Origin of the sequence: Halomonas sp. BDJS001 (assembly GCF_026104355.1) — a bacterium.
Lineage (GTDB): Bacteria > Pseudomonadota > Gammaproteobacteria > Pseudomonadales > Halomonadaceae > Vreelandella.
Genome location: NZ_CP110535.1, coordinates 4,111,310 through 4,137,895, shown reverse-complemented (window position 1 = coordinate 4,137,895; position 26,586 = coordinate 4,111,310). Strand labels below are relative to the sequence as shown.

The window sequence follows — 26,586 nt, the reverse complement described above, 5'->3', positions numbered from 1 at the left end:
GCTATCTCCGGTGCGCATGGCGAGAAAGTTGGATTTTGTAAGACATTCGCTATTGGTTTTGTAAGAGATCTCTTAAAAACCGCTGACCGAATTGATTTTGCGAGGAAATACTGTAGGTTTTCTTGGTTTTGCTAACAGAGCTGCAGTCCCGAGCAATGAATATCGTCGGGTGAAGACTGTTTTTTTATATAAGAGCCCTTTCTCAGCAAAATGGAAAGGGGTAATGACTCATGGCGCCATTCAGTAGTGATGGCGTTTGTATTTAGCCTTACTGGGTTTCAGGCGCATGCCTCTATTTATCTCTATTATCACTACCTTTCCTACCGTCATTTTTACGATTTTGCTAAGTGTCGCCGTTATTTACTGGCTAATTTCGCTATCAGGGTTAGTCGATAGCGATGCCGTAGAGGGCGATGGTGGCGCGTTGGATTTTGGTGGCTTACTAGCAACGCTGGGCTTGCACGGCGTTCCTCTGCCGCTGGTGATTACACTGTTGGCATTGACCGGCTGGCTGTTTAGCTACTTCGCAACGCTGCTGCTGGGCATACGACTTAACCCGGGCGTGTTGCTGTGGCTGTTTAATGGCGTCGTACTGATCCTGGGGTTTGTGATTGCCACTATCGCAACTTCCTTACTCATTCGCCCTTTACGACCCCTATTCCGCCCCGCTCAACACCTGCCAATTGAGCAGCGTCTGACAGGTAAGCAATGCACCGTTCGCTCGGCAGTAGTGGATAAAGAGAAAGGCCGCGCTGATGCCCATATCGATGGTGATCATCTGATTTTACAAGTGCGAAGCGACTCAGCGTTGGTGCGGGGTGAGCGAGCCATCATCATTCAGTACTTGATTAATGAAGATGCGTACTGGGTGGTATCTGAGAAAGATTTTGAAGCCGGCTTAGCCGATTAATTGCCTTGCTGCAGGAGATAAAGATGGATTTGTCGTGGATCATGCCTCTACTGATTACTGTCAGTGCGCTTGTTATTGCACTGTTTGCAATACTGGCGCTGTTTAAAGCCTTTTATCGGAAGATCGACCAGGGGCAGGCATTGATCGTCAATGATCTTTCCACGACCCCCAAAGTTTACTTTACCGGTGCCATGGTGCTACCTGTTGTTCACCGTTCGGAAACCATGAAGATCTCGGTGATCACCCTGGAGTTGAACCGTACCGGGAAAGAGGGATTGATCTGCCGCGACAACCTTCGTGCTGACATCAGCGTAGCGTTTTACCTGCGTGTTAATGCCACTGCAGAGGATGTCTTGCGGGTTGCTAAATCCGTTGGCGTCGGCCGTGCATCGGATCGCGATGCCGTTAATGAGCTGTTTAATGCCAAGTTCAGCGAAGCATTGAAGACCGTCGGTAAAAAGATGGACTTTATGCAGCTCTTCGAAGAGCGGCAGCAATTCCGAGACGCCATCGTTGAGACCATTGGCCAAGACCTCAATGGTTATATTCTCGAAGATGTCGCCATCGACTATTTAGAGCAGACGCCGAAAAGCTCGCTGGATCCGAACAATATTCTGGATTCAGAAGGCATCAAATGCATCACCGAGATTACCGCCCGCCACAATGTTGAAACCAACCGCTTGGAACGCGACCAAGAGTTGGAAATTCAGCGCAAGAATGTCTCCGCTCGAGAAGCTGCGCTAGAGCTGGAGCGCACCCAGGCCGATGCCGAAGCGCGTCAGCGTCGTGAAATCGAAAGCCTGCAATCGCGTGAGCAGTCCGAAGCCGAGCAGGTGCTCCAGCAGGAGCGTGCTAAAAGTGAAGCTGCGCGGATTAAAACCGACGAAGAGCTGGCGATTGCCGAAGAGAACAAACAGCGCCAGATTGAAATGGCCACCAAGGCCCGCGAGCGTGCGGTACAGATCGAAGAGGTGCGGATTCGTCAGGCCAAAGAGCTTGAGGACGTTAACCGTGAGCGTGCGGTAGAAATTGAACGAATCGGCATGGAAAAAGCGCTGGAAGAAGAGCGCAAGGAAATTGCCGAAATTACCAGCCAGCGTATTGCGGTTGAGCGCAGCGTGGCGGAAGAAGAAGAGAATATTAACGATGTGCGCAACCGCGCTGAAGCGGAGCGCCAGAAGGTCACTCGCCTGACGGCTGCCCAAGCCGAAGCCGAAGAGCGCAAGCTCAAAGAAGTCCGTGCAGCGGAAGCTGTGTTCGAGCGTTCCAAACTGGAAGCGGAAGAGGCGGTTATTCGGGCGCAAGCCGACCTGGATGCGGCAGAGAAGCGTTCTGCGGCAGAAGAGAAGCAGGCGCGCGGTCATCAAGCCCTTGCCGCCGCAGATGGGCTTGCCGAAGCACAAGTGCTCGAAGCGCGTGCCCACGCCCAGCGTAGCGAAGGCTTTGCCCAGGCCGAGGTTAAAACGGCCAATGCGAAAGCCGATGAAGATGCAGGCTTGGCGGAAGTACGTATTCTTGAGCAGCGCCTTGAAGCCGAGGCGATGGGCGAAGAGAAACTGGGCACCGCAAAAGCACAAGCCCGGGAAGCGATGGCCAAAGCCGAAGCCAATGGCCTGGTCGAGAAGCTGCGCGCTTACGACAATATGTCCGAAGAGGCGCGCCACTTCGAAGAGTTCCGTATGAACCTGGAAGTCCACGAGAAAGAAGTGATGGCGCAAATCGAAGCCCAGCGCATCGGCATGCTGGAGAACGGCAAAGTGATGGCTGCCGCGATGCAAAATGCCAAGTTTGAGCTGATTGGTGGCGACAGCGATGTGTTTGAAAAACTCACCGCCGGCCTGGGCTACGGTAAAGCAGTACAAGGTGTGCTCGATAAGTCACCAGCGCTGCAAGCTACCCTGGCGGGCTTGGCGAATCGTGCCCTGAACGCTGACGCTGGCAAAGCCTCCGAATCTGCCTAAGGGGCAGGGCGACTCTCTATGCAGAGAGTCGCATTCCCTCCTATGCAGAGAGTCTCGGCCTACGTCGTTCCAAGCGGCCGGTGATACCTTTCCAAGACCGCAATCGTCACCCCATTGCGGTCTTTGCTATTTCTAGTGAGCACTTTTTCAGGATGACTACTATGTCGAAGGAGCACTCTTCGGTTGAAAACATCGTCAGAGAAAGCACCGCATTCGAGACAATACAGCGGCGCTTGAGAACCCAGGGCGGCGAATTGGGCACTTCGATCGGTAAACTGAACGAAGCCCGGGCGGATGTTTTTGGTAGCAGTAGTATGGCGCTGTTGGGCAGGGCCCGGGTACGTACCGAAAATAACGCCATTGCCCGCGATATGGTGCGCATTGGCGAGCAAATCCTGTTTGGCTTCAATGTGCAATTGGGGTTGCGCAAAGAGCTTGAGGCGAGCGATATCTTTGCGCTTTATCACCTCAAAGATGACGAAGAGGGGCTTGAGTTAAGCGAAGCGCCCATGGCGGATAGCTTTCTCACCGAGAGCCGCTTTGTTCAGGATTTCAAAGAACTCCAGAAATACTACAGTCACGCTACACTGGTTCAACTGGTCACCCTGAACAACAAGCTGCTGATCGCTTTTCAAATAGGTGAAAAACTTAGCGACCTGCGTGTCTTCCGCTGGGAATTAGCCGCCAGCGGCGAGGTGAGCCGCTATATCGATAACCGCGGCGAGCGTGATCTGGTGTTCCCCGACCGCTTCGCCTTCCCCTGGCAGACAGCAGGTCGGGATATGCAGGAGCAAGGCCGTGCGCCCCACCTGAATATCCTCGATGCGGTCTTTGTTGATAACCTGCGCGGCAACATTACCTTCAAGATCGAGAACAACACCAGCAGCGGAGAGGGTGTATTCGCCGACCCCGTGGATTCAGACTCCCAGTCGCTGGACGATGCCAGCTTTGAATACGCCGATCTTGGCGTTGTCATCCTGATTCGTATCCTGCCTTTTAATGAGCGGCAGTGGCGCTACTACCTTTTCAATCGCGCTGAACAACACGTTAAACGCATTGATGCCATGGCGGGTTCGGTGGTTGAGCTGCCGGAAAATCATGGCCTGATATTTCCCTCGGGCTACTATTTGAATACCGGGGAGCTGACCACCTACGAAGTGCCCGAGGAGGATCTGCGTTTCAAGCGCATGGTGCGCTCGCCAAACGGTGAAGATGTTCTGTATGTCTTCTACGCGCCACAAACCGGGCAGGTGGTGCTTTACCGTTATAACTTGATCCGCAAGCAGGTCGATACCCCCATGGTAGGGCACGGGGCGGCGATACTTGAAAACGGTCATCTGGCAATTTTTTATGCCGAAGATGAGCCGACGCTGGTTCACCCCATTCAGGTATGGGCGACGCCCTTTATGTCGGAGCGCTTCCATGCCCAGGACGCGGTGCGCAACGACACGCCACTAGGACGGATCGGCAACCCTGATCTGGTGCGCGGCATTGCCGAACTCAATAGCATTGTGCAGCTCGCTAACGAGCAGCAGGCGTCCGAGCGCCACTTTAACGCCATTATTCGTCGGGTCGACCGCACGCTAAACCAGTTCCACTGGATTGGTGAAGCTGACTTTAAAACCATTCACGCCGCCCTTGAGCAGCTAAAACACACCGCTGAACTGATGCTCGATGAGTATGAGAAAGTTCAGGCGATCCGTGCCCAGACAGCCCAGGCGCTAGACGAGGTTGAGAAACAGCAGGCAGTGCTGCTACGGGAGCTCAAGCCCAGCAGTTGGAAAACCCCCGACCTATTCGTCACCTATCTGAAACACTTACGCGACCATCGTGGACGGCTAATGGCGCTGCGCGAGCGCCGATACCTGGATGAAGAGCGCTTGCAGGCGTTAGAGCAAGCGCTGGATAAAGCGGAACAATCGTTGACCCAGCAGACCTTTAGCTTTCTTGCTCAGCCAGAAGCGCTGGATGGCTACCGGGCAACCCTGGCAGCACTAAAAGAGCAGGTGGGCGAAGCGGAAAATCGCCAGCAACTGGCAGAGTGTGTAGGGCGCTATCGCGAATTGACCGCTGGCCTGGATATGATCCAAGGGCTGCTGTCGTCGATGTCCGGCGGTGATGCTATCGAGCAGACGCGGATTACCGAGAATATCTCCAGCATCTACGCCTCGATTAATCAGCAGCGCTCCGAGGCTGAGATCCGCTTAAGAGAGCAGGGGAGTGCCGAGGCTCAGGCGCAGTTTGCGGCCCAGATTCGGCTGTTTGAGCAGAGCCTGGCCAATGGTGTCGGCGCGCTGCGGGAGCCCGATGACTGCGATCAATTAATGACCCGTATGCTCGATCAGCTCCAGGAGCTGGAGAGTCAGTTCGGTGAATTTGATGAGTTTTTGACCACCATTCTCGAACAGCGTGAAAGCGCCCACGAAAGCATCGAAGCCCGTCGCCAGCAGTTGCAGGATGAGCGTCAACGCCGTGTCTCTACCCTAACGGACGCCAGCCAGCGGATTCTGGCCAATGTGGAGCGGCGCACAGAGCGCTTTGAAACCCTGGAAGAGCTGCATAGCTTCTTTGCTGCCGATGCCATGGTGGGCAAAGTGCGTAGCATGATTGATGAGCTACGCGAGATGGGCGGTAACCTTGAGGCGGACGATATCGCCGGGCGGCTACGCTCCTCTCAAGACGCCGCCATGCGTAGCGTGCGCGACCGTTCCGATATCTATGAATCCGGTGGCGATGTTATTCGCTTGGGGCCGCGTCACCGCTTCAGCGTCAACCAACAGCATCTCGACTTAACCCTGGTGCCGCGCCAAGAGCGCATCATGCTGCACCTGACGGGCACCCAGTATTACGAGCCACTGGAAGACGAGCGGTTGACCGAGCTGAAAGACTACTGGGGGATGCTGCTGCCTTCCGAAAGCCCCGCTGTTTATCGCGCCGAGTACCTTGCCTATCGCTTTATGGGTGAACTGGCGCAGCCTGGTGCCAAGCCCATTAATGTGGAAGATTTCAGCGAGCTGCAGCGTCAGATTGCCAATTTTGCCTCGCCGCGCTACCGCGAAAGCTACGAAAAAGGTATCCACGACCACGACGCCGCGTTAATCGTACGCACCCTGTGGCCGGCTCGCCAAAGTGCTGGTCTGCTAGGCTTTGGGCCGCTGCCCCGAGCGCTGGCGATGCTGTTCTGGGCCGACCGTATTCATGATGAAGACGCGACCCGCAATCTGCGTGCACGCTGTCTATCGGCGGGTATCCTGTGCCGCATTATGAACAACGAGGATCTGATAAACGCCTTGATCCAGGAAGTACAACCGCAGCTGGGTGCCTTTGTATCGGCCCAACAGATCAACTGCTCGGTGAGTGAGATAAGCAGTGCCACCGACTTTCTAGTGCGCCAGTTGGCTGAAGAGGGCGAACGTTTTCCGGTCACCCAGTACGCTGCCAGCCTGGTGGAGAGCTTTACCACCTCCATGCAGCAGCAGGGCCACTACGCACACTTCCAAGAGGCCTTGGCGGTGGTGGCGGGTAACCCCGGCGCCCGCTGGGTGATCACTTCCCACTGGCTGCAGGCTCACGCGGGGCAAGCCAAGCAAGAGGCGTTGCTACACTACCTGCCTGAAGCGATTGCTATGCTCAATACGGCTGACCGGTTAAGTACCGCCACCCATAATGTCGAGCTAGCCTTCACCGTCACCGGTTTGCTGGGGCAGCACGGGCGCTTAGAACAGCAGGAGTTATCGCTTCAGCTCGATGACTTTCAGGAGCGGCTGCGCCAACACGAGCAGGTCGTGATACGCGACTGGACGGCACTGCAGGAGCGTCGTCAGCTGATTTTACGCGAGCAGCGGGAGCGGTTGAGGCTAGAAGAGTACCTGCCCAAGCCGCTCAACTCCTTTGTGCGCAACAAGCTGATTACCGAAAGCTACCTGCCCATTATCGGCGATAACCTGGCTAAGCAGATGGGCACGGTGGGAGATACGCGGCGCACGGATAATAGCGGTTTGCTGATGATGATCTCCCCGCCCGGCTACGGTAAAACCACGCTTATGGAGTATGTGGCGAACCGCTTAGGGCTGATCTTTATGAAGATTAACTGCCCAAGCCTTGGCCATGATGTGACCTCGCTGGATCCTGACGCGGCTACCCACTCCACCGCCCGGGCCGAGCTGATCAAGCTCAACCTCGCCTTTGAAATGGGCAACAACGTGATGCTCTATCTGGATGATATCCAGCATACTCACCCGGAGTTTTTGCAGAAGTTTATCTCGCTATGCGACGGCAGCCGGCGGGTTGACGGTATCTGGAACGGGCGTACCAAGACCTACGATATGCGCGGTAAGCGCTTCTGTATTGCCATGGCGGGTAACCCCTACACCGAAAGTGGCGACGTGTTCAAAGTACCCGACATGCTGGCCAACCGCGCCGACGTTTATAACCTGGGTGATGTATTAAGCGGCATGGAAGAGGTGTTTGCGCTCTCCTACATCGAGAATGCCATGAGTGCCAACACGGTGCTCGCCTCTTTGGCCACTCGCGGTATGGACGATTTCTACCGCTTTGTTGATATCGCCATGGGCCGCGAGGTGCCAAGCACCGACTTTGAACACGACTATAGCGCCGCAGAGCGCGAAGAGATCGTCGCGGTGCTGAAGAATATGTTTAAAGCACGTGAAGTTGTGCTACGCGTCAATCAGCAGTATATCGCCTCCAGCGCCCAGGCCGATGAGTACCGCACCGAGCCTCCGTTCCGCCTACAGGGCAGCTACCGCAATATGAATCGATTGGCGGAGAAGATGTCGCCGATCCTCAGCGACGACGAGCTTGAAGCGATCATTGATGATCATTACGTCGGTGAAGCGCAGCTGTTAACCCAGGGCGCCGAAGAGAATCTACTCAAGCTAAAAGAGCTTAGAGGCACCTTGAGCGAGGAAGAAAAACAGCGCTGGGAAGCGATTAAGCGTGAGTTCCAACGTCGGCAACTAACCGGAGGCAACGAAGAGACCGGTGCCTTGGTGGTGCGGCAATTAAGCTTGATTGCGGAGGGGGTTGGACAGTGGGGGAAGGTAAGGCCTGAGGAGAGTTAATGTCGTCTGAAGAGCAGTCTTCACTCTTATCTATTTGGTTTGTTGATCAATAAAAGGCGTTTGAGTAAGGAGTTTTAATATGAGTGGAAAGCCAGCAGCACGTATTACTGATCCTACCGCGTGTCCTGTGCCAGGACACGGCACAAACCCATTGGTAGATGGCTCGCCGGATGTGTTTTACGACGGGTTGTCGGCGGCAAGGCTAGGCGACAAATCTGCTTGTGGCAGCCCGATTACCCAAGCGGTTTCGTCCACTGTGCTAATCAATGGAAAACCTGCCGCGACCCTGGGCAGTGTCGGTGCCCACGGTAACACCGTTATCAGCGGTTCGGGAACAGTCATTATTGGTGACGTTGCTATCGGTGGCGCATCCCCCGTAAACCCATTGAGTAGTAGCACAGCTCCATACTCAGGTCGTTTTCAGCTTATCAATCAGGATACGGGTAAACCCGTCGCTGGGCGTAGAGTTAAAGTCAGATCCAGCGGCGGTTGGAGTGCATTCGACACCACGGATGATGAGGGTATGACCTCTTGGGTTAGGCATGATGCGGCGGAGACGATATATATCGACTTAATCCAGGGAAGTGAAAGATGAGCGATCACCCTTTATCCCAAGGTGCTATGAGCCCAGAGGGCGAGACTAACCCCGTTCGCATTGCGGAGCCTCGGCTTGACCCTCAAGATGAGAGAGTATTGTGCTCTGCTATCTGTTATTGCAGTTCAACACCCAATATTAGCCGGGATGGCAAAAATCTTAAGCAAGACTGCGTGTCACAGCGCCTTGGCGAGTTGAATGAAGTGCTCCGTGGAAGCAGCCCTTACAAGCCTGAGGTCAGTTACGATATGACCAAGGAGCCACCGCAGCCAATTCTCGATAGCCAGACAGGTACTCATTCTCATAGCTGGATACCGGGCTGGATCCGCAAATACTGGGATGAAGATCCAGAGCATCCACCCTTCCAACGCGGTCGGGGAATGATTCGCCGCCCCGACGTTGTGATTGTGAATGATCCAACCAGACCACCCACCCAGGACAATATCAAGCAAGTGGTGGAGATGAAGTTTCCGCCTGATCCTCCAAACGAAGATCAGACGAGTGAATACTCGGTAATCGCTGGTGATGCAAATAAAGTTATAGAAATGTCGCCTTCTGATTGCGATTGTAGCCAGGAGACCCAAGAGCCCAATGTGCCTGTAGAGCAGCTAGGCTGGGCGGCGACAGTGGCCAGTGGATTGATGTATTTTCTGACCCGTGGTCGTTCACCCCGTGCTCCCATACCTGCTCACTGATCCAGAGGAGAATCCCGTGGAACCACCATTTGATCTGGCTGAAGAGCTAGCTAAGCAACCGCATATGCTGGAGATGCCCGGCAATCTTTTAATGAGAGGCGGCCCCGAGGACTATATTGGGGCTGTGCTGTGCCTTCGGGGCTCGCTCTATTTCAAAGGGGCGCATACGACTGGGGTGCGCGAGGCGCTATGCCAGTGCTTCGATGCGTTCAAACGTCTGGCCGAGCCCCACCTTACCTGGCTGTGGCGTGAGGAACCGCCGGAAGGCAGTCCGCTGACCGCCTATGCCGAGGCTAGGCCTTTGCGCGATATGCTTTCCCGTATGGATGAGAATTATCCGCTAAGTTTTTACTACACCAGCGGCAAGCAATCCAATGATGCGAGTGCTTGGTATTTTAGAATATCTGGACGAGCAGCTTGGCAAGCAAAAATTGGGCGTGATCTTAGCGTATTGGAGTTCTCTGTGCCGCTACTCTATCAAGAGCAGCATCCGCTAAGCTTTCTGCGCTTGTTCTTGGATTTTGCGCGGTTGCTAAACCCAGAGCAGGGCTATGCGGGGCATGCCTTCAATCTTTCTGTGACAAATCGGAGTGAGAACGAGCCAACTGAGGCTTTTATGGCTGACCGTATGCCCGGTTTGGATGCGGGGACGGCGGGCTTATTGGCTAATCGACCCCAGTTCAAACCCACCAAGATCAAAACCGTTAGCTGGCTGACGCTACTTAATCAAGAGCGTTTGCAATTGGCTGGGGGGCTGGATTCCCTGCAAGCGCAGCTGCCTAGCAGCCATTTTGCCTTGTATGATTTAGGCACTAGTGTGGTTATCCAGTCGGGGGCTTACGCTTATATTGCTGGCGATGCTGAAGACCCTAAACCAACCCCCTACGTGTTGTTGAACCATCTACTCAAAGGTATCCGTTACGAAACGGTTGGGGATTTACACGGTGGCTCGCGTCACGGTGAACTGCGCTTGACCGGCTGGGCTGCCGACCAGTGGTTGAAGCGCCTGGATGTTGACGAGCAAGAGATTCCTGCGTGGCGTACGAAGCTACTGGATCAGGAGCCTCGCCTGGATGATACCAACAGCTTGCCGGAGCGTTTGTAGCGTAATCAAGGGGCGTTGTTGCAAGCATTGTTGGGCTCTTCCTTGCGCCGGTATACGTGGCAGTAAGGTGGATCTGGCGTAAAGTTTGGAACTGAGATGGAAAAGCCCCGTGGGATAGCGATCTATAACTCAATTGCCCTGGTTACCTGTTTCTCTTCGCGATTCCTGCGGTGTTGTTATGCACCATTGATGGAGGCATAGACTTGGTTAGATTATTGATCAGGTGATAGTGCTGGGCTGACAGCTATAGCGTTGCACCGGGGGCAAGCGCTGCAGGAATGTACTTAACCAATAAAACCAAGCGATGTGAGCGGCAGCCCATAAGGGCAATTCAAGCTCCATCGCCTTATAAATCAACGTTTGAGGGGTTACAGGTGAAACACTTTTTCTGGTATTTGTTGATTGGTTTATCGGTTGGGCAGGCAAGCTGGGCTGAGTCGGTAACGCCTCGCCTTCCTGAGGAGATGGTTATGGTCGCCCCGCAGCTAGCAGCCGTCAGGAGGGGGCTCGAAATCCAGCGTCTCGTGCATGGACAGTTCAATCAGGATGGGAACCAGGTCACCGTTGTACTGCATCTTATCCGCCATCCAATGAATCAAACGCCGACGTGTCAATCAGGTGATCATGATTGCTTACCCAATGTTTCCGATTCGATGACATTAAGTCTGAATGATCCTGAGATGTCGCGGCTTGAACAATATCAAACTCTCCTACACCCTCGCGACGATTCGACCTACTTAAAGTTTCCCATTTTTCGCGAAATGTTCGAGCTGTTGGTTGTCGATGGTCTCAATATTCAGCCACAGGGCGATGCTTGGACGATGACTCGCGATGACGACGTTGCAACAATATGGCAGCCGATGAGTCTTGAACAGGCATCTAACGCTTCCTATTTCGTGCAAAGCTTGTCCCTGTCCGCCTCCGAGATAGAGCAGTGCGTTGCATCACAACTGGCTCGCGTTTACGCGATCGAAGCGCCTAGTGCAGAGCAACAAGCGCTGCTCGATATGGTGTCGCTGAACGCGGAAAAGTACCGTTTTTACGATCGTGACGAAAGAAAACGCTATAGGCAGCCTGTGATTCTGGAGCTCTCGGCTAGACTCCTCAGCGGGATGGATAACTGGCCACAGAGTGCCGCCGATTTCGTGTCCACGGAGCCGTTCGAGGGGATTGCCGCTGACTCGCCTGCCCTGTTGATGGACAATTTCGAGCGTATCAGCAGCGCTGCTCACTATTATCGTCGACTTGACCTCTTTTCTAATGAATATACGCCCGATGAGCAGGTACGCATCGTCTGCAGTGACTTGGTCAATCTTAACTCGCCCTAAGCCGCTCTAGGTTTAATTAAGCGTTATTGATTGGTGATGCAGCATAGATAAAACAGCCGCTGTTAATCAGCGGCTGACTCATCATTTATATAAAAGCACTAGCCTAAAGCATTTAATCAATAGCCGAGTAAGGATTTTCAGCCATTAAGAAAGCGCGTAAGTCGGTTTTTTGAGAGTGGCTATGCAGCCACTCGCGCACGTCACAGGCTTTTTGGTAGTCAGCATCACCAAACTTGCTGCGATACAGCTGCTCAAAGGTGTCACTGGTTTTTTCCTGACGTATCCGCTTTTGCCAGGGATCTGTCAGTATGCTATTCAGATTACCTGCCAGTCCTTCCGCAACCAGCATTTCCCACTCACCTTTATTCAACCAAACGCCGCCAACGCGGGCGCTGTAGTCGATGCGGTGGGCATTATCTTTAGTAATGCGAAATTTACTCATAATGCCGCCGGTCACCGGGCAAATAAGCGCGCCGACGGTGTCTTCAGCTTCAATGCTTTCAACGCAAATGTCATCAAATACATGTTCGGGGTGACGTTCTTTCCAGCTAATGTAGTCTTCAATCAAGATCCAATTGCCGCCGCAGTTATCGCAAGTATGGCTACGGAAAAGAGCATCAATAAAGCTGGGGACTAAGTTCCCTTGTTGGCATGCGGTACATTTCATCGGCGCGTTCCTGCTGTTAAGTCCATGATATCTTTCTCATGTATGAAAGTTGTCACAAAGGCTAATTAAGAGCAAGTTGTCACGCCGAGAAATTAACACTTAAAACTTAACCGATGCCTGCAGGCTAACTTCCAGTGGGTTGCCGACTACTAAAAGGACGCCTCAGGCGATTCGTAGGGAGGGTCTGATAGTTCCGGTTCCTGGGGCGGCTTTTTATACAAAGTGGGTTCCTGGCCCAGTCGCTCAGCCATGAAACTGATAAAAGCACTCAGTTTCGGCGGAAGATATCGAGTTGGTGGATAAAGCACCCAGGCCTCGCCGCCATAATAATGCGTCTTGAATTTCCATTCCGGAAGTACTTGTACGATATCTCCCTGCTGCAATGCATGGCGAGCGGTGAAGTACGGCAAACTGCCGATGCCTAGATGCTGTAACACTGCGTCAAGCCTTGCCCCGGTGTGATTGACCGCATATCGGCCACGCACATTGACGCTCACGCTCTTGCCATTGAGCTGGAATTTCCAGCGTGAATCACCGGGCTCCTCGCCTAGAAAAATGCAATTGTGCACTTTCAAATCGTGCGGGTGCGTTGGTGTGCCTTGACGCTTGAGATAGTCCGGCGTCGCGCAAAGCATATGGTCGATATCAATGAGTTTACGCCCCATCAGCCCTGGTGAAGGGCGATCAGTAATACGGATTGCCAGATCCACCTGATCATCAATCAAGTCCACATAGCTGTCATTGAGCTGTAACCGAACGTCGATTTTGGGATAACGCGCCAGGAAGTCAGGAATGTGGGGGTGAATGACGAAACGTCCTACCGCCTTCGGCACACTGACGCGTATTAGACCTTGTGGTTCTGGGTCGAACTGCCCGGAAACGGTCATCACGGCCTGCGCTGCGCTCACCATGTCCACGCAACGTCTATGAACCTCATGCCCGCTTTCGCTCAGCCGCAGTTTGCGCGTCGTACGCTGGAGCAGCCGGGTACCCAACGCCTTCTCCAGGCGGGCAACCGAGCGGCTGATTGCCGAGGGCGTTGCGCCCAACTGGCGTGCCGTTTCTGAAAAGCTGCCGGTTTCGACCACCTTGACGAAGACCGCCATTTCGCCCAACAGGGCGACCATCTGATTTGTGCTCATGAGGCAAAAAATATTTGAATTTACGCTGGATTATCGCAGCCGCTCTTTATCAATACAATTGATAGTCGATGAGAGAGGAGCGGATATATGACACCGGATTATCTGGCGGAATTTCTCGCCCTGGCCGCCATTCACTTTCTTGCAGTCGTGGCACCGGGGCCGGATTTCGCCGTTACGATTCGCCAGAGCGTGCTCTATGGGAGGCGTCTAGGCATCGCTACGGCGGTTGGCATTGGTGCCGGTATCTCGGTACATGTGATCTATACCTTGCTGGGGGTCGGCGCGTTGATGCACACAACCCCCTGGTTACTGAGTGCGGCCGAGTTGGTGGGCGGAGCCTATTTGTTATATCTCGGCGTCACGTTCATCCGGCAGGCAGGTAAGCACACAGCCGGGATGGCGCTGGATGCCGGAGCCGAGGCAGGGGCAAGGAGCTTTCGCCAGTCGTTTGGGCTGGGGTTTCTGACCAATGCGACCAACCCCAAGGCGACGCTGTTTTTCCTGGCCGTGTTCACGACTGTGGTCAGTGATTCGACGCCATTGCGCATTCAAATGCTTTATGGCGGTTGGATGTGCCTGGTCAATGCCGGTTGGTTCGTGTTGGTCAGCCTTGTGTTTACCAGCCCGCCTGTTCGCGAGCGATTTCTGCGTATCGGTCACTGGTTCGAGCGGTTGATGGGAGTGCTGCTCATCGCCTTTTCGATGCGTTTGTTATGGGGGATCGGAGGCATGATGGTTACTTTTTCACAATGAGAAGGGCGCTCCAATTTTAAGCACTGGAGTTAGATTATTACGTATCACCAATAGTTAAATCTGAAGTTGATGCAGAAGATGCCGATAGGTGCATGATACTTATAGATTTCTCACCAATGGTTCAAAGAATATGAAAATACTTTTTTCTCTGCTACCGATTCTGATTGCGCTACTTGCGGGGTATGCGATTGGAAGACTGCTTCCCACCCAGTTCCGTAAGCCACTTCTACATTCGATAGCACCTTTAGTTTGGGTGCTTCTATTCCTTATTGGATTCGAATTTGGTGAGGTGATTTTGTCGGCAAGCTCGATAGGCATTGTGATGAAGGCCGCGTTTGTTTTTGCAGTCTGCACCACGGTGTTTCCATGCCTGCTCATTCTCATGCTTAAAAGCAGTCGGCAAAGCCTCCCTGCCAAAGCGCGTCAGCCATTCAGATTGAGCTATATCTGGCCGCCGCTTAAAGAGTGCCTCATCGCCCTGGTGATGGTTGGGCTGGGCGGTGTGCTTTACCTTCTACAGGATCGCATTCTAGGGGGGGCGCTGGCGCTTCCGTCAAGCGGTGCCATGCTACTGCTGCTAATTCTTCTGGTCGGTATCGACCTAACACAGGTCAAACTTAATGTGCAGTGGTTATCGTGGTCGATATTGGCCGTTCCCCTATTTGTTGTTCTGGGATCCTTGGTCGGTGGTGCTATGGCTGCCTGGATTACTGGTGAAAGCTTACGGGTCTCCTTAGCCCTTGCCAGTGGTTTCGGTTGGTTTACGCTTTCTAGCGTCATGATCGGTGATGCGCTTGGGCAAGTGTATGGAACGATGGCACTCATGACAGACCTGCTTCGTGAGCTGCTTGCTATTATGGTGCTCTACGCCTTGGGACGGCATCAGCCGCAGGTTGGTATTGGCAGTGCCGGGGCAACTGCATTGGACTCTACGCTGCCGATTATCAAGCAGGCCTGTTCGCCCGATGCGGTGCCATTGGCTCTGGTTAGCGGGTTCTTGTTGACGCTGCTGGCACCGGTGTTCATCACGATCCTGATGCCAGGGACTTGAAAACAGCCTTAAAACCGTTGCTTGGTTTAAAGTAGCTGATGGTTCAGCTTCGAAGCTTGCGTAGGCCAGGATTTACCAGGGCTAACTGCGAATGCACGTAGCAGCAAACAATTCCCCCGTTTTATTTGACCGTTTCGGGGCAGCCTCGATATCGCCCCGTTGCTAGCCGTCCGGCTTTGGCAGCAGTCACATTTGGATGAAGCTATAAAGGCGATGAGTTGTTCAAAACCTCACCGACGCCTGCAAGCTAACTTCCAGTGGGTCGCCGACCACTACCCGCGTGCTGCCACCGCTTGAGGGGTAGTAAGTGGTGTCGAACAGGTTCTTGGCGTTGAGCTGCAGGTGCAGGTTTTCGCCCAACCAGGGGGTGTCCCAACCGACAAAGGCATCGGCAACGGTGTAGGCGTCTAACTGGAAGCTGTTGTCTGCGTCGCCTTCGCGTTCGCCCACATAACGAACACCACCACCCAGTCGCCAGTTGCCCAATCCAGGTGCGGTGGTTAAGTCGTGCGCCAGGTAGAGGCTGGCGGTATGGCGTGCGGCGTTGGTCAACCGGTTGCCCTGGGTGCCTTCGGTATCTTTGAGCACCTCGGTGTCGGTATAGGCGTACGCGCCCAGTAGCGATAACTGATCGGTCAACTGGCCGGAAACCGTTAGCTCCACACCTTGGGAGCCCGCTTCGCCTACCGTTCGGGTGACACCGTTATCGGAGACGGCAACATTCTCCTTACGGATATCGAATAGCGCGGCCCCCAGGGCGAGCTGGTCGTTCCACAGGTGCTTGACGCCAATTTCGCTCCCTTCACTGTGCTCGGGATCCAGCGCTTGGCCGCTATCGCTGTCGGCGCCGTTGGGCACGAAGGCTTCGCTATAGCTGGCGTAAATCGATGTCTCCGGGCTCAGGCGGTGCAGCAGGCTGATGGATGGCAGGAAGATGTCATCGCTGATATCGGTCTCGGTAACGAAGTCCTTACCACGGCCTGCAAACTGTTCATAGCGGGTGTAGCGGCCCCCCAGGCCGAGTATCCAGCGCTCGTTGAGATGCCAGCGGTCGTTGAGATAGAGCCCGGTGGTATTGGTCTCATCCAAGCGGTTGCTGCGCGAGGTGTTAAGGCTGTCGCGATCCAGGTTCAGGCCGCCGTAGCTAATGTCGTATACATTTTGATCGGTGACCGCCGTGCCGCGATACGCTTCCGCCAGATAATTCCGCTGGCGTTCATGATCCACACCGATAGTGAGGTCGTGGCGCATACCTGCCAGGGTGGTAGTGCCGGTGGTGTCCCAGGCGGTGTACTGTACACGGCGGTCAATACCGTGGTTGGCATCAGCCCGGCGGGTTAGTGCGCCGCTGGCATCGTTCACGCGCAGCACCCGTGGTTGGCCACCGCTGTACTGGCGGCGGTTCCAGCCGTAGGTCAAGCGTGTTGACCAGTCGTCGTTGATATCCTGCTCCCACCAAGCGGTGACCGCTTCGTCGTGGCCGAATGTCCGTGACCAGGGTTCGTCGAAACGGCGGTCGTTAGGCACCTTGGCGGGCTCGCCGTCGATAATCACCGTGCCACGATCCAGATCCAGGTCGTAGTCGCGATACTCATAAGAGATCTGGGCACGACTGTCGTTGCCTTCCCAGCGCAGCGAAGGAGCAACAATTGTGCGTCGGTTATTACCGAAAGTGCGAAAGGAGTCTTCATCTTCATGGTGGATGATAAACCGGAAGGCCAGCCCAGTATCGGCAATCGGCCCGGTGACATCCACGCTGGCATTACCACCGCCCAAGGAGGTGTTTTCGGCGCTGATCTCGCGCCGCCACTGGTACTCAGGGCGTTTGGTCACCAGATTGATCACCCCGCCAGGATCCTGCTGGCCTTGAAAGAGTGAGGCTGGCCCCTTGAGTACTTCGACATGATCCACCGTCGCCATGGAGAAGGTGCCGCGGGGCTGGCGAATGCCGTCGATCAGCGTTGAGCCATCGCTATTGCTACCAAAACCGCGTTTGATAAAGCCGTCTTCGGTGCCCCCCATAGTGTTGCCTTCGGTCACCCCTGCGACCATCGCCATCGCTTCAGTGAGGCTGTCGATATTATGATCGGCCATCACCTGGGCGGTGACCGTCTCTACGGTGCGGGCTTCTTCCAGAAACGACACCGGCTGTTTGCTGGCCAAACTAGAACGCTGGGCACGATAGCTCTGCGGGGCTACGTCAGTAAGGCGATCTGAGGTGACGATCATTGTTTCTGAAACCGTTTCTGAAGCGGGCTCGTTGGCTTGTTGCGCGTAGGCATAGGGCAGCGGATTCAGCAGGAGCAGCGGCGAGAACAGCGCAATGGTTCGGGAGCGGAGCATAGGGGGATCGATCCTTTTTATCGTCAGTGGGTTGAGGGAGAAAGCGTTATTGAGCGTTGAGCGAACCCCAGAAGTGCCCCTCGCGGCTTAGCGCTGACGGGGTAGGCAGCAATGCATCGAAGGTGGCGGCCGGGTCGAGATCATAGAAGCGCTCGGGGTAGAGCCATTGGGCAATGCGTTCCAGCGCGACAATGGCGAAGGGGCCTTGGTGAAAGCCGTGCCACAGAGCGTAGAGCTGCCCCTCCTTAACGGCGTTCAGATGCGTCCAGCCGGGCAGTGTTTGGCTGAGGAGACGTAAGTCCTGATTAATGTCGTCGGCGCTAATACCCACTCCGGCGCGTATGCCATCACCGGCTCTCCATTGCCCTGCGGTGTTGATGATGATGTTGGGCGGGTGGCTCAGCACCCACTCGTTGCTTAGCGTTGCCGATGCGCCGGGGGTTAACGCAGCGGCAATATTATCGCCACCTGCCCGGGCCACTAGGTCGGCAAGCCCGTTGCTTAAACTGGTTCGGCAGCAGTCGATTTTTACCCCAGGGGCGACATTGATCAGGACGGTGGGGGCGTCGGTGGGCTGCTCTGCCAAACGCTGGTCAATACGTGCCAGATGCTGCTCGATAAGGGTGATCAGCTGATTGGCGCGTGGTGTGGCATCCAGGGCTTCACCCAGCAGGGCCAGGCTCTTGGGCGTGTTCTCCAGCGGGTGACGGTTAAAGTCGATAAACAGGTAGGCAATGCCCAGCTCGTCCAGCAGCCGTGCCAACGGGGAGCCTTCTACGCTACCCACACGGGAGAGATCGAACAGCACCAGATCTGGAGCCAGATCCAGCAGTGCTTCGCTATCGAGCTGAGGTGTCGGCGCGCTGGAGAGGGTGGGCAGTTGGGCAAGTGCAGGCCACTGGTGAATAAAGCGCTGGGCCATCGTGGGATCAAAAAAAGCCAGTGGGTAAGCCCAGCCTGCTAAGCGTGATGTCGGGTCATCCAGTAGTGTCGCCAAGGCATACAGCTGGCGTGGCTGGGTTAGAAACAGCCGAGTCGGCGGCGCTGAAAGTGTCACCTGGCGGCCTGCTAAATCGGTGACTTGTTTAGGGAAACCCTCTGCTGGCTCACCGGCCAGGCATACGGCAGCGCTTAACAAACTCATCCAGCACAGCAAATTAATAGCCAAGCGTCGCATGTTGGTATCCCGGGGTTAATTAGCAGAGAGATCGCTGACGCGATCGCTTAATACTATTGGCCGCCCCTGCGAGCAGCGTTCGACCCGTGACTCGACCCCATAGGCGGTGCGCAACACGTCAGGGGTAATCACATCGTGTGGGTCGCCTGCGGCCAGCAGTCCGCCGTTACCAAACAGCAGCACCTGGTCGCAGAAACGCAGGGCCAGGTTGATATCGTGAATCGCCATCAGGCAGACCGCCTGACGCTCTGCTATCACTGCCCGCACGGTATCAATCAGCGCCAGTTGCCAGCGAAGATCCAGCGCGCTGGTGGGTTCATCCAGCAGTAACAGCGCGGGCTGGCGGGCAATCGCCTGGGCCAGGCCAACCATCTGACGCTGACCGCCGGAGAGCTCGCTCAACGGGCGCAGCGCGAGCATACGAATGGCCAGGGCATCGAAAACGCGCTCAATTAACGTGTCTATTTCTACACGGCCGAGGTCGGGTCGGACGGCACGGCAGGCGCTAAGCACTGCTTCATAAGCGACCAAGGTGGTGGCCTGAGGGAGTGTTTGCGGTAGATAGCCCACATGGCGCATCCGCGCGGCGCCGCTTAGGGAGGCAAGGTCGATATCGTTAAGCTGCATGCGTCCGCTGGCAGGCTGCAAGCCCGCGATGGCCTTTAGCAGGGTCGATTTACCCACCGCATTGGGCCCCAGCACCGCGACCAGTGAACCGGGTGGCAGTGTGGGTAGACTGAGCTGCTCGAAGACGCGCCGTTTGCGATAACCGGTGGTGAAATCGCTGAGCGTAAAACCTGCACTCATCGCGCTCGCCCCTGTAGCATGATCAACGCCATAAAGAAGGGGATACCCACCAGCGAGGTCACCAGCCCTACCGGCAACACCAATCCATCGACCAGCGTTTTACTGGCGATGGAAGCAAGTGAAAGCACCAGCGCCCCGGCCAGAGCGCTGCCGGGCAGGTAAAAGCGGTGATCCTCACCCAACGCCAAGCGTGCCATATGCGGGCCCACCAGCCCAATAAAGCCAATGGTGCCCACAAACGCCACTGCGGCAGCGGCGAGCAGGCTCACTCTAAGCAGTGAGATAAGTCGCAAATGCTCAACCGCGATGCCGAAGCTGCGCGCGTGCTCATCCCCCGAACGCAGCGCCGTCATTGCCCAGGCGCTGCGCAGTGAGAAGGGCAGGCAAACGGCCAGCACTGTTGCGACGATGGCCACCGTCTCCCAGGAGGCGCGGGACAGGCTGCCCATTGTCCAGAACACTAACTGCTGCAGAGCATCGGGGCTGGCAATCAACTGCAAAAGCGCGACCAGTGCGTTGAGGACAAACACCAACGCAATACCAAACAGCACGATAATCTCGCGGCTGGCCCCGTAAAGGCGTGATAGGGCATTGATGGTCAAAATCGACGCCGCCGCAAATACGAACGCCATCAAAGCGGTGGCGTAGTGGGCATTTAAACCAAACATGGTGAGATTAAAGACAATCACCAGCGAAGCACCCAGGGTGGCCGCCGCGCCCACGCCCAGGGTAAACGGGCTGGCCAGCGGATTATTCAGCACTGTTTGCATCTCTGCCCCCGCCAGGCCTAGGGTAGCGCCTACCAGCGCTGCCATTAGCGCCGCAGGCATACGGATTTCCCACACAATGGCTTGTTGAATCGGCCCTTGGGCCTTGGCGTCAACAATCAGAGCGATCAGTTTGCCAAGAGGAATATGCGCAGGGCCACTGGCAATATCAGCCAGTAGAGAAATGACCAAGGCGATGGCTAGACCCGCGACAATCAGCAAGCGGATAACGATAAAGCGCCGATAGGAGGAGGCCAACGGAGCTGCAAGCGGCGGTGAGGCGGGCATTGTAAAAGTGTTTCCAGGTGAGAACACAAGGTTAAAGGATTTAGTCTTATTTGCGACTAAAACTCATTCGCTATTGTATTTTCATCCTTTAGTCGTAGCCTTGTCAACTACAGGGAAACCTGGCGCCACCGGATTGCGGCGGTGCTTCCTCTATGCTCTATTGAAGGGCTAGGCTTTATGACAACGATAGGCTTCATTTCAGCACCATTTGGCATACACTTACTTTCTGTTACATAAATATAAAGGAGTTCATCATGACCGATATAGCCGCTCTACTAGGCAGTGATGCAGATAGCCTGCTTCATCACACTTGCCAGGGGGTGCCCCGGGACAGCTTGCACCTACCGGGCCCAGATTTTATTGACCGTGTCATGGCGGATAGCGACCGCAGCCCAGCGGTGCTGCGCAGTATGCAGAGCTTTTTTAATCACGGCCGCTTGGCGGGCACCGGTTACCTCAGCCTGCTGCCGGTGGATCAGGGCATTGAGCACTCAGCGGGTGCTTCCTTCTCACCCAATCCGCGCTACTTTGATCCAGCCAACATCGTTGAGCTGGCCCTTGAAGGGGGCTGTAACGGTGTGGCATCGACGCTTGGGGTTCTCTCTTCCGTGGCGCGGCGCTATGCCCACAAAATCCCGATGATGCTCAAGTTGAACCACAATGAGACGTTGAGCCACCCAGCAATATATGACCAAACGCTATTTGCCGATGTGGAGCAGGCCCACGATATGGGCTGCGTGGCGGTGGGGGCAACGATTTACTTTGGCTCCCATGAGAGCCGTCGGCAAATCATGGAGATCAGCGAAGCCTTTGAGCGTGCCCATCAGTTGGGAATGGTCACGGTGCTGTGGGCCTATCTGCGCAACCCGGCCTTCAAGCAGGACGGCGCTGATTATCATGTCGCAGCCGACCTCACCAGCCAGGCGAACCATATGGCTGCAACCCTTAAAGCAGATATCGTCAAACAGAAACTGCCTGAGAACAACGGCGGCTATCGTGCTGTGGGCTTTGGTCATACCCACGATAAGGTTTATAACGAGCTGACCACGGATCACCCCATTGACCTGGCCCGTTACCAGGTCGCCAATTGCTTTATGGGCCGCGCAGGTTTGATTAACTCCGGCGGTGGCTCCAAGGGGCATTCCGATCTTGGCGAAGCGGTGCGCACGGCAGTGATCAATAAACGTGCCGGGGGGATGGGCTTGATCTCAGGGCGTAAGGCCTTCCAGAAACCAATGCAGGAAGGCGTTGAACTGCTGCATGCGATCCAGGATGTCTATCTCTCTACCGACGTGACGGTGGCTTGACCGCTGTAAGCATCGGCCTTCAAAGGGGCCTTAATGTGCTGTCTTTGGCCGGTTAAATAGCCCAAAAAATTGCCATCCAGACCCTTGAAAATCGATTGAGCGCTCCTATTTTGCAAACTGTAGAGGCTGCTTCGGTGGAGTGGATAAGAGGCTGCCTCTTATCGCAATTCTCATAGTCTGCTTAACGTAGGAGGTGTTCGATATGTTCGATGATCTCAAGCGTTTTGAAACCGGTTCGCCTCGACAGTTTGACTGGTTTAGTCAACTGCTGGATGGCTTCTTCCCCGACGGCAATGCGATGGATATTCGCGCGGTGCCGCGGGGTAGTTTCCCCATGATCAACGTGGCGCGTAACGATGACACCGTGCGTGTCTACGTGTTTGCGGCGGGGCTGGCACCTTCGGATCTGACCATTGATGTTCAGGACAATGTGCTGACGCTGCGTGGCAAGCGTGATGCTGTAACGGGGAATAATGAGGATGGCAGCTCGCGCCCGATATTCCGCCGTGAGCGCGCCAGCGGCGAGTTCGTGCGCGCGATTGCGCTCCCAGATGGCCTGGATGCCGAGCGGGCAGAGGCTCGCCATGCCCATGGTGTGTTCGAGATCGTGCTGCCTAAGCGGGAAGAGCTCAAGCCGCGGCGTATTGATGTTCAGGCGGCGTAAATCATGTTTGTTAACCTTGATTAGGAGGTATAAACCATGAATAACGTTGTTCGTTCATCCAACCACTCCCCACTTCAACAGCGTGGTGAGCAACAGCGCGAACAGGAAACCCTGTTGCCAGCGGTGGACATCATTGAGGAGCCTAACGCGCTCAAGCTGGTGGCGGATATGCCCGGCGTTACCCACGAGACGCTTAAAGTAGAACTCGACAACAACGTGCTGAGCTTGGAGGGCGAGATAGCGCTAAATATGCCCGAAGGGCTGAGCGCGCTGCACGCCGAGGTTCGCGGCCAGCGTTTTGCGCGGCGTTTTAACCTCAGTCACGAAGTGGACAGTGATGCGATTACCGCCACTATCGTTAATGGTGTACTGACTCTAACGCTACCCAAGAAAGATAGCCACCGCACACGCCGTATTGAGGTGCAGGCGGCATAAAAGAAGGCAACGGATGACTAAAAGGCCGAGTGTCCGCGATACCGTGGACACTCTTTTTTTGTCTTGTTAGTTATTGCTTTAAGTAAAGCGTGCCCTTACCCACCACGACAGCGTTACCGCCAACCTTTACATAACCGGGCTTGATCTCGCCATTGGCGGTGGTATGGATAACGCTGGAACGACCCATCTCAACACCCTGATGAATCTTGCACTGTAAGGCGTCTGGCTGCAGTGACGCCAGGTAGCCCGTCAACGCTGCGGCGGCGCTACCGGTAGCGGGGTCTTCGCAGATACTGGCGTGCATACAGAACATGCGACTGCGAACCACCGTCTCTGCCCCGTCGTGTTGTTCAATCACATACAGGTAAATCTGCTCTGCACTGCTAGGCACAACAGCACTCGCCCAGGTGGTGGTTGAGATGTGCACGCTCTCTAACGCTGCCACGTCAGTGAGTTCAATTAAATGAAAGGGCAGTCCGAAGGAAGCAATGACCGGATCACCCATTACCTGGTGAATGTCTAGTCCAAGTAGCTCAGCGGCAGTGATGCGATCAATCGTGCTGTCTTTCAACATTGCGGGCTGGGCGGTGGTAAACGTCGCTCTTCCGTGGTTATAACTAACCGCCAGTTCGCCGACAGGAGGGTGTAGCACAACGCTTTGTTTGCGGTTTACTAGGCTCAGCTCCGCAAGCAAATGCGCGGTACCTATCGTGGGATGGCCTGCAAAAGGCAGCTCACGCGTCGGCGTGAAAATCCTCATCGGGTAGTGATTCGGGCCAGTAGGGGCGCTCAAAAACACCGTTTCAGCCAAGTTCAACTCATTGGCCAGCGCTTGCATGGTGTTGGTCTCCAGCTCACCTGCCTCTAAAAACACTGCCAATGGATTGCCGTTAAACGGCTGGTCGGTAAAGACGTCGAGGAGGTAATACTTAGCGGTTTTCATAAGGCCTCTCATCTAGTGGTGTATGCTTCCAAAACGCTTTATGACCCTCTTTGAGCGCCTGCGTACGGTTAATGCCGATATCTTCAAGAAGCCTATCATCCAGTGATAGCAGTTGACGGCGGCTACGGCGGTAGTGACTGTACTGGCGCAGTTGAAAGCTTATCTGGTAGCGAAGCAGAGTAAGGTTGAAGCGTGGCATGGCGGCTCTCCTTGAATGCTAAGTGCCTAACCAGATTACTCAGTGCGGCTGTTTGAATACAGATATAGGATTTATTGTTTTAAGGATACAGAAGGGCGTGTTATACCTCTGTATGGTCGCTGGAAAGGGTATCTGTATTGTTATCGGGCTATAGGTAGGAGGGTGTCATGACGCGCTATGAAGAAGTCGCTACCATTTTGCGGGAACGTATCGAGCACGGTATTTACCGTGTAGGTGATCGCCTGCCGTCTATTCGCGCGGTTTGCCAGGAGCTGGACGTTAGTATTTCAACGGCTCAGGAAGCCTATCGGCAACTGATAGATGTAGCGTTGATTGAGTCGCGGCCTAAATCGGGCTACTTCGTGCTGCCAAGTAGAGTGCCATCGGTACTGCCCTCCGTCTCTCGGCCTGCCCAGCGCCCGCTGGATATTTCCCAATGGGATCAAGTGCTGGAGCTCGTTGCCACTCAGCGAGATGATGTGCGGTTACTGCTGGGGCGAGGCATACCGAATTTTGAGTATGAGACGCTGCGGCCACTATCGAAGATCCTCGCCGGGCTGCATCGCAGCAGTGACCTGCACGGGTTTAACTACGACAAGTTGAACGGTAGTCCTGAGCTTCGCCAACAGGTGGCACGGCTGGCCATCGCCTCCGGCTGCCTGCTGCACCCGGATGACATCATGGTGACCACCGGCTGTCAGGAGGCGCTGGCCATCGCGCTGCGCACCCTTACCCAGCCCGGCGATGTGGTGGCCGTGGACTCACCCAGCTTTTACGGCACCATGCAGATACTCAAGGCCAACGGCTTAAAAGCGCTGGAGATACCCACTGACCCACAAACCGGCATCAGTCTGGAAGCCCTGGAGCTAGCGTTAGAGCAGTGGCCAATCCGCGCGATACAGGTCACGCCCACTTACAACAACCCGCTGGGCTACACCATGCCTGAAGCGCGCAAGCGTGCGCTGTTTCAGCTTGCCCAACGCTTTGATGTGGCCATTATCGAAGATGATATCTACGGTGACCTGTCATTTAGCCTGCCAAGGCCGCGCACCGTGAAATCCTTCGATGACGACGGGCGCGTGATGCTGTGCAGCGGCTTTTCCAAAACCGTGGGGCCGGGGTTAAGAGTGGGTTGGCTGGCGCCAGGGCGCTACCGTGATCAGGCGTTGCATATGAAGTATGTCTCCACCGGTGCTTCAGCGACGCTGCCGCAGTTAGCCATCGCGGAGTTCGTCGCCAAAGGGCACTACGAGCGCCACATCCGTTACGCCGCCCGCCAATATCAGCGCCAGCGCGATATCATGATCAGTTGGGTTCAGCGCTACTTCCCTAAGGGCGCGGGCATTAGCTACCCCGAGGGCAGTTTTTTGCTATGGGTAGAGCTACCTGCCGCCGTAGACTGCGTGCGCCTTAACCAGCGCTTGGCGCAGCATGCTATCCACGTAGCGCCGGGGTCGCTGTTTTCCGCCTCGGGTAAATTTCGCCAATGTCTGCGTCTAAATTATGCGTTTACGCTCACCCCTGCCATCGAAGATGCCGTCCGCACCGTGGGAGTAATTGCCACTGAAATGGTGGAAGAAGCGCAGGCGCATGCGGTGGAAGTAGAGTGATGGAGCAACGTTTTAGCTGTTTAATACCATGGGAGAGCCATCATGCAATCCAAAGAACACTGGGAGAAGGTCTACACCAAGAAAACACACACAGAGGTCAGCTGGTTTCAGGAACATGCGGCACTTTCCGTAAAGCTTATTCGCGATGCTACCGTTCCTGCGTCAGCATCAATAATTGACGTGGGTGGCGGTTCTTCAACGCTGGTGGATGACCTGTTAGCGCTTGATTATGAAAAGATAACCGTGCTGGATTTATCGTCATCCGCGCTGGCCACAGCCAAAAAACGGCTTGGCAAGCGTGCATCACACGTCCTATGGCGTGAAGAAAATGTGCTGGAGGCTGAGTTTACTGAGCATGGCTATGATGTTTGGCATGATCGCGCCGTTTTCCATTTCCTGACGAGTGAAGAAGAGCGTCATCGTTATGTACAACAAGTGATGGGGGCTGTTAAACCGGGCGGGCTTGTGATGGTGGCTACCTTTGCCGAAGATGGCCCAACTCAATGCAGTGGGCTCCCCGTGATGCGCTACAGCGCTGGCGCGTTGCACGCAGAGTTTGGTGAGCCGTTCGAGCTTATCGGTCACGAAAGAGAGTCACACCAAACGCCAGATGGCAGTGAACAAAAGTTTATATACTGTCTTTGTAAGAAAATGATGTAACGACGCCTTTATTTAACAGACCGTAAAGACTGTTTCAGTTCCTGCTCAACATATCCTCAACTGTTTTTGCAATATTTACATTAGTTAAACGGATTTTG

The 26,586-nt window shown here is 54.9% G+C and carries 22 protein-coding genes; 14 read left to right on the top strand and 8 right to left on the bottom strand.

Annotated features, from left to right (window positions below; genetic code table 11):
* The first annotated feature begins 286 nt into the window (after nt 1–286).
* The 7 genes from OM794_RS19210 to OM794_RS19180 all read left to right on the top strand — a co-directional run bounded on the left by OM794_RS19210 (nt 287) and on the right by OM794_RS19180 (nt 11,675).
* The gene (locus OM794_RS19210) at nt 287–910 is read left to right on the top strand and encodes a hypothetical protein (protein WP_226246840.1); all 624 of its coding nucleotides are present in this window, start codon (nt 287–289) and stop codon (nt 908–910) included.
* Between the two features lie 23 nt (nt 911–933).
* The gene (locus OM794_RS19205; protein ID WP_226246841.1) at nt 934–2,871 is read left to right on the top strand and encodes a hypothetical protein; all 1,938 of its coding nucleotides are present in this window, start codon (nt 934–936) and stop codon (nt 2,869–2,871) included.
* A 161-nt stretch (nt 2,872–3,032) separates the two neighbouring features.
* The gene (locus OM794_RS19200; protein ID WP_226246842.1) at nt 3,033–7,952 is read left to right on the top strand and encodes a DNA repair ATPase; all 4,920 of its coding nucleotides are present in this window, start codon (nt 3,033–3,035) and stop codon (nt 7,950–7,952) included.
* Nucleotides 7,953–8,031: 79 nt separating this feature from the next.
* Nucleotides 8,032–8,547, top strand: a complete 516-nt coding sequence (locus OM794_RS19195) for a PAAR domain-containing protein (protein WP_226246843.1) — start codon at nt 8,032–8,034, stop codon at nt 8,545–8,547.
* Nucleotides 8,544–9,242, top strand: coding sequence for a VRR-NUC domain-containing protein (locus OM794_RS19190; protein WP_226246844.1), 699 nt, complete (start codon nt 8,544–8,546; stop codon nt 9,240–9,242). The genes OM794_RS19195 and OM794_RS19190 overlap by 4 nt, the downstream gene beginning before the upstream one ends.
* A gap of 16 nt (nt 9,243–9,258) precedes the next feature.
* Entirely contained in the window at nt 9,259–10,347 is a 1,089-nt protein-coding gene (locus tag OM794_RS19185) for a type VI immunity family protein (protein WP_226246845.1), read from the top strand.
* 278 nt (nt 10,348–10,625) lie between these two features.
* A complete protein-coding gene (locus OM794_RS19180) occupies nt 10,626–11,675 on the top strand; it encodes a hypothetical protein (RefSeq protein ID WP_226246846.1) in 1,050 nt (349 codons plus the stop codon).
* Nucleotides 11,676–11,787: 112 nt separating this feature from the next.
* Here the strand turns inward: OM794_RS19180 and OM794_RS19175 are convergent, their stop codons facing one another.
* The gene (locus OM794_RS19175) at nt 11,788–12,342 is read right to left on the bottom strand and encodes a zf-TFIIB domain-containing protein (protein WP_226246847.1); all 555 of its coding nucleotides are present in this window, start codon (nt 12,340–12,342) and stop codon (nt 11,788–11,790) included.
* Between the two features lie 149 nt (nt 12,343–12,491).
* The gene (locus OM794_RS19170) at nt 12,492–13,484 is read right to left on the bottom strand and encodes a LysR family transcriptional regulator (protein ID WP_226246848.1); all 993 of its coding nucleotides are present in this window, start codon (nt 13,482–13,484) and stop codon (nt 12,492–12,494) included.
* 87 nt (nt 13,485–13,571) lie between these two features.
* On the opposite strand from OM794_RS19170, the gene OM794_RS19165 reads away from it, so the two are divergent.
* Nucleotides 13,572–14,237, top strand: a complete 666-nt coding sequence (locus OM794_RS19165; RefSeq protein ID WP_226246849.1) for a LysE family translocator — start codon at nt 13,572–13,574, stop codon at nt 14,235–14,237.
* Between the two features lie 130 nt (nt 14,238–14,367).
* Nucleotides 14,368–15,288, top strand: a complete 921-nt coding sequence (locus OM794_RS19160; protein ID WP_226246850.1) for a lysine exporter LysO family protein — start codon at nt 14,368–14,370, stop codon at nt 15,286–15,288.
* Nucleotides 15,289–15,510: 222 nt separating this feature from the next.
* On the opposite strand, the gene OM794_RS19155 is transcribed toward OM794_RS19160, so the two are convergent.
* The 4 genes from OM794_RS19155 to OM794_RS19140 are packed head-to-tail and all read right to left on the bottom strand — an operon-like array spanning nt 15,511 to nt 20,670.
* Nucleotides 15,511–17,631 carry a TonB-dependent siderophore receptor gene (locus tag OM794_RS19155; protein WP_226246851.1) on the bottom strand — a complete coding sequence of 707 codons (2,121 nt, stop codon included), beginning with the start codon at nt 17,629–17,631 and terminating at the stop codon, nt 15,511–15,513.
* Nucleotides 17,632–17,677: 46 nt separating this feature from the next.
* Entirely contained in the window at nt 17,678–18,808 is a 1,131-nt protein-coding gene (locus OM794_RS19150; protein WP_226246852.1) for an ABC transporter substrate-binding protein, read from the bottom strand.
* A gap of 15 nt (nt 18,809–18,823) precedes the next feature.
* Nucleotides 18,824–19,615, bottom strand: coding sequence for an ABC transporter ATP-binding protein (locus OM794_RS19145; RefSeq protein ID WP_226246853.1), 792 nt, complete (start codon nt 19,613–19,615; stop codon nt 18,824–18,826).
* On the bottom strand, nt 19,612–20,670 hold the full coding sequence (locus tag OM794_RS19140) for a FecCD family ABC transporter permease (RefSeq protein WP_226246854.1): 1,059 nt from the start codon (nt 20,668–20,670) through the stop codon (nt 19,612–19,614). The genes OM794_RS19145 and OM794_RS19140 overlap by 4 nt, the downstream gene beginning before the upstream one ends.
* A 254-nt stretch (nt 20,671–20,924) precedes the next feature.
* Between OM794_RS19140 and OM794_RS19135 the strand changes: the two genes are divergently transcribed.
* From OM794_RS19135 to OM794_RS19125, 3 genes are all read left to right on the top strand, one after another.
* Entirely contained in the window at nt 20,925–21,977 is a 1,053-nt protein-coding gene (locus OM794_RS19135) for a class I fructose-bisphosphate aldolase (protein ID WP_226246855.1), read from the top strand.
* Between the two features lie 202 nt (nt 21,978–22,179).
* Nucleotides 22,180–22,641, top strand: coding sequence for an Hsp20/alpha crystallin family protein (locus tag OM794_RS19130; RefSeq protein ID WP_226246856.1), 462 nt, complete (start codon nt 22,180–22,182; stop codon nt 22,639–22,641).
* 36 nt (nt 22,642–22,677) lie between these two features.
* Complete coding sequence (locus OM794_RS19125; RefSeq protein ID WP_226246857.1) at nt 22,678–23,076, top strand: Hsp20/alpha crystallin family protein; 399 nt, start codon at nt 22,678–22,680, stop codon at nt 23,074–23,076.
* 70 nt (nt 23,077–23,146) lie between these two features.
* Here OM794_RS19125 and OM794_RS19120 read toward each other — a convergent pair whose 3' ends face one another.
* Nucleotides 23,147–24,019 carry a PhzF family phenazine biosynthesis protein gene (locus tag OM794_RS19120; protein WP_226246858.1) on the bottom strand — a complete coding sequence of 291 codons (873 nt, stop codon included), beginning with the start codon at nt 24,017–24,019 and terminating at the stop codon, nt 23,147–23,149.
* Complete coding sequence (locus tag OM794_RS19115; RefSeq protein WP_226246859.1) at nt 24,006–24,218, bottom strand: DUF1127 domain-containing protein; 213 nt, start codon at nt 24,216–24,218, stop codon at nt 24,006–24,008. The genes OM794_RS19120 and OM794_RS19115 overlap by 14 nt, the downstream gene beginning before the upstream one ends.
* A 167-nt stretch (nt 24,219–24,385) precedes the next feature.
* Between OM794_RS19115 and OM794_RS19110 the strand changes: the two genes are divergently transcribed.
* On the top strand, nt 24,386–25,828 hold the full coding sequence (locus OM794_RS19110; RefSeq protein WP_226246860.1) for a PLP-dependent aminotransferase family protein: 1,443 nt from the start codon (nt 24,386–24,388) through the stop codon (nt 25,826–25,828).
* A 42-nt stretch (nt 25,829–25,870) separates the two neighbouring features.
* Nucleotides 25,871–26,488, top strand: a complete 618-nt coding sequence (locus OM794_RS19105) for a class I SAM-dependent methyltransferase (RefSeq protein ID WP_226246861.1) — start codon at nt 25,871–25,873, stop codon at nt 26,486–26,488.
* Nucleotides 26,489–26,586: the final 98 nt, after the last annotated feature.

Coding starts and splice junctions, on each gene's coding strand:
- OM794_RS19210 (WP_226246840.1), top strand. CDS start 287: ATGCCTCTATTTATCTCTATTATCACTACCTTTCCTACCGTCATTTTT.
- OM794_RS19205 (WP_226246841.1), top strand. CDS start 934: ATGGATTTGTCGTGGATCATGCCTCTACTGATTACTGTCAGTGCGCTT.
- OM794_RS19200 (WP_226246842.1), top strand. CDS start 3,033: ATGTCGAAGGAGCACTCTTCGGTTGAAAACATCGTCAGAGAAAGCACC.
- OM794_RS19195 (WP_226246843.1), top strand. CDS start 8,032: ATGAGTGGAAAGCCAGCAGCACGTATTACTGATCCTACCGCGTGTCCT.
- OM794_RS19190 (WP_226246844.1), top strand. CDS start 8,544: ATGAGCGATCACCCTTTATCCCAAGGTGCTATGAGCCCAGAGGGCGAG.
- OM794_RS19180 (WP_226246846.1), top strand. CDS start 10,626: ATGTACTTAACCAATAAAACCAAGCGATGTGAGCGGCAGCCCATAAGG.
- OM794_RS19175 (WP_226246847.1), bottom strand. CDS start 12,342: ATGAAATGTACCGCATGCCAACAAGGGAACTTAGTCCCCAGCTTTATT.
- OM794_RS19170 (WP_226246848.1), bottom strand. CDS start 13,484: ATGAGCACAAATCAGATGGTCGCCCTGTTGGGCGAAATGGCGGTCTTC.
- OM794_RS19165 (WP_226246849.1), top strand. CDS start 13,572: ATGACACCGGATTATCTGGCGGAATTTCTCGCCCTGGCCGCCATTCAC.
- OM794_RS19160 (WP_226246850.1), top strand. CDS start 14,368: ATGAAAATACTTTTTTCTCTGCTACCGATTCTGATTGCGCTACTTGCG.
- OM794_RS19155 (WP_226246851.1), bottom strand. CDS start 17,631: ATGCTCCGCTCCCGAACCATTGCGCTGTTCTCGCCGCTGCTCCTGCTG.
- OM794_RS19150 (WP_226246852.1), bottom strand. CDS start 18,808: ATGCGACGCTTGGCTATTAATTTGCTGTGCTGGATGAGTTTGTTAAGC.
- OM794_RS19145 (WP_226246853.1), bottom strand. CDS start 19,615: ATGAGTGCAGGTTTTACGCTCAGCGATTTCACCACCGGTTATCGCAAA.
- OM794_RS19140 (WP_226246854.1), bottom strand. CDS start 20,670: ATGCCCGCCTCACCGCCGCTTGCAGCTCCGTTGGCCTCCTCCTATCGG.
- OM794_RS19135 (WP_226246855.1), top strand. CDS start 20,925: ATGACCGATATAGCCGCTCTACTAGGCAGTGATGCAGATAGCCTGCTT.
- OM794_RS19130 (WP_226246856.1), top strand. CDS start 22,180: ATGTTCGATGATCTCAAGCGTTTTGAAACCGGTTCGCCTCGACAGTTT.
- OM794_RS19125 (WP_226246857.1), top strand. CDS start 22,678: ATGAATAACGTTGTTCGTTCATCCAACCACTCCCCACTTCAACAGCGT.
- OM794_RS19120 (WP_226246858.1), bottom strand. CDS start 24,019: ATGAAAACCGCTAAGTATTACCTCCTCGACGTCTTTACCGACCAGCCG.
- OM794_RS19115 (WP_226246859.1), bottom strand. CDS start 24,218: ATGCCACGCTTCAACCTTACTCTGCTTCGCTACCAGATAAGCTTTCAA.
- OM794_RS19110 (WP_226246860.1), top strand. CDS start 24,386: ATGACGCGCTATGAAGAAGTCGCTACCATTTTGCGGGAACGTATCGAG.
- OM794_RS19105 (WP_226246861.1), top strand. CDS start 25,871: ATGCAATCCAAAGAACACTGGGAGAAGGTCTACACCAAGAAAACACAC.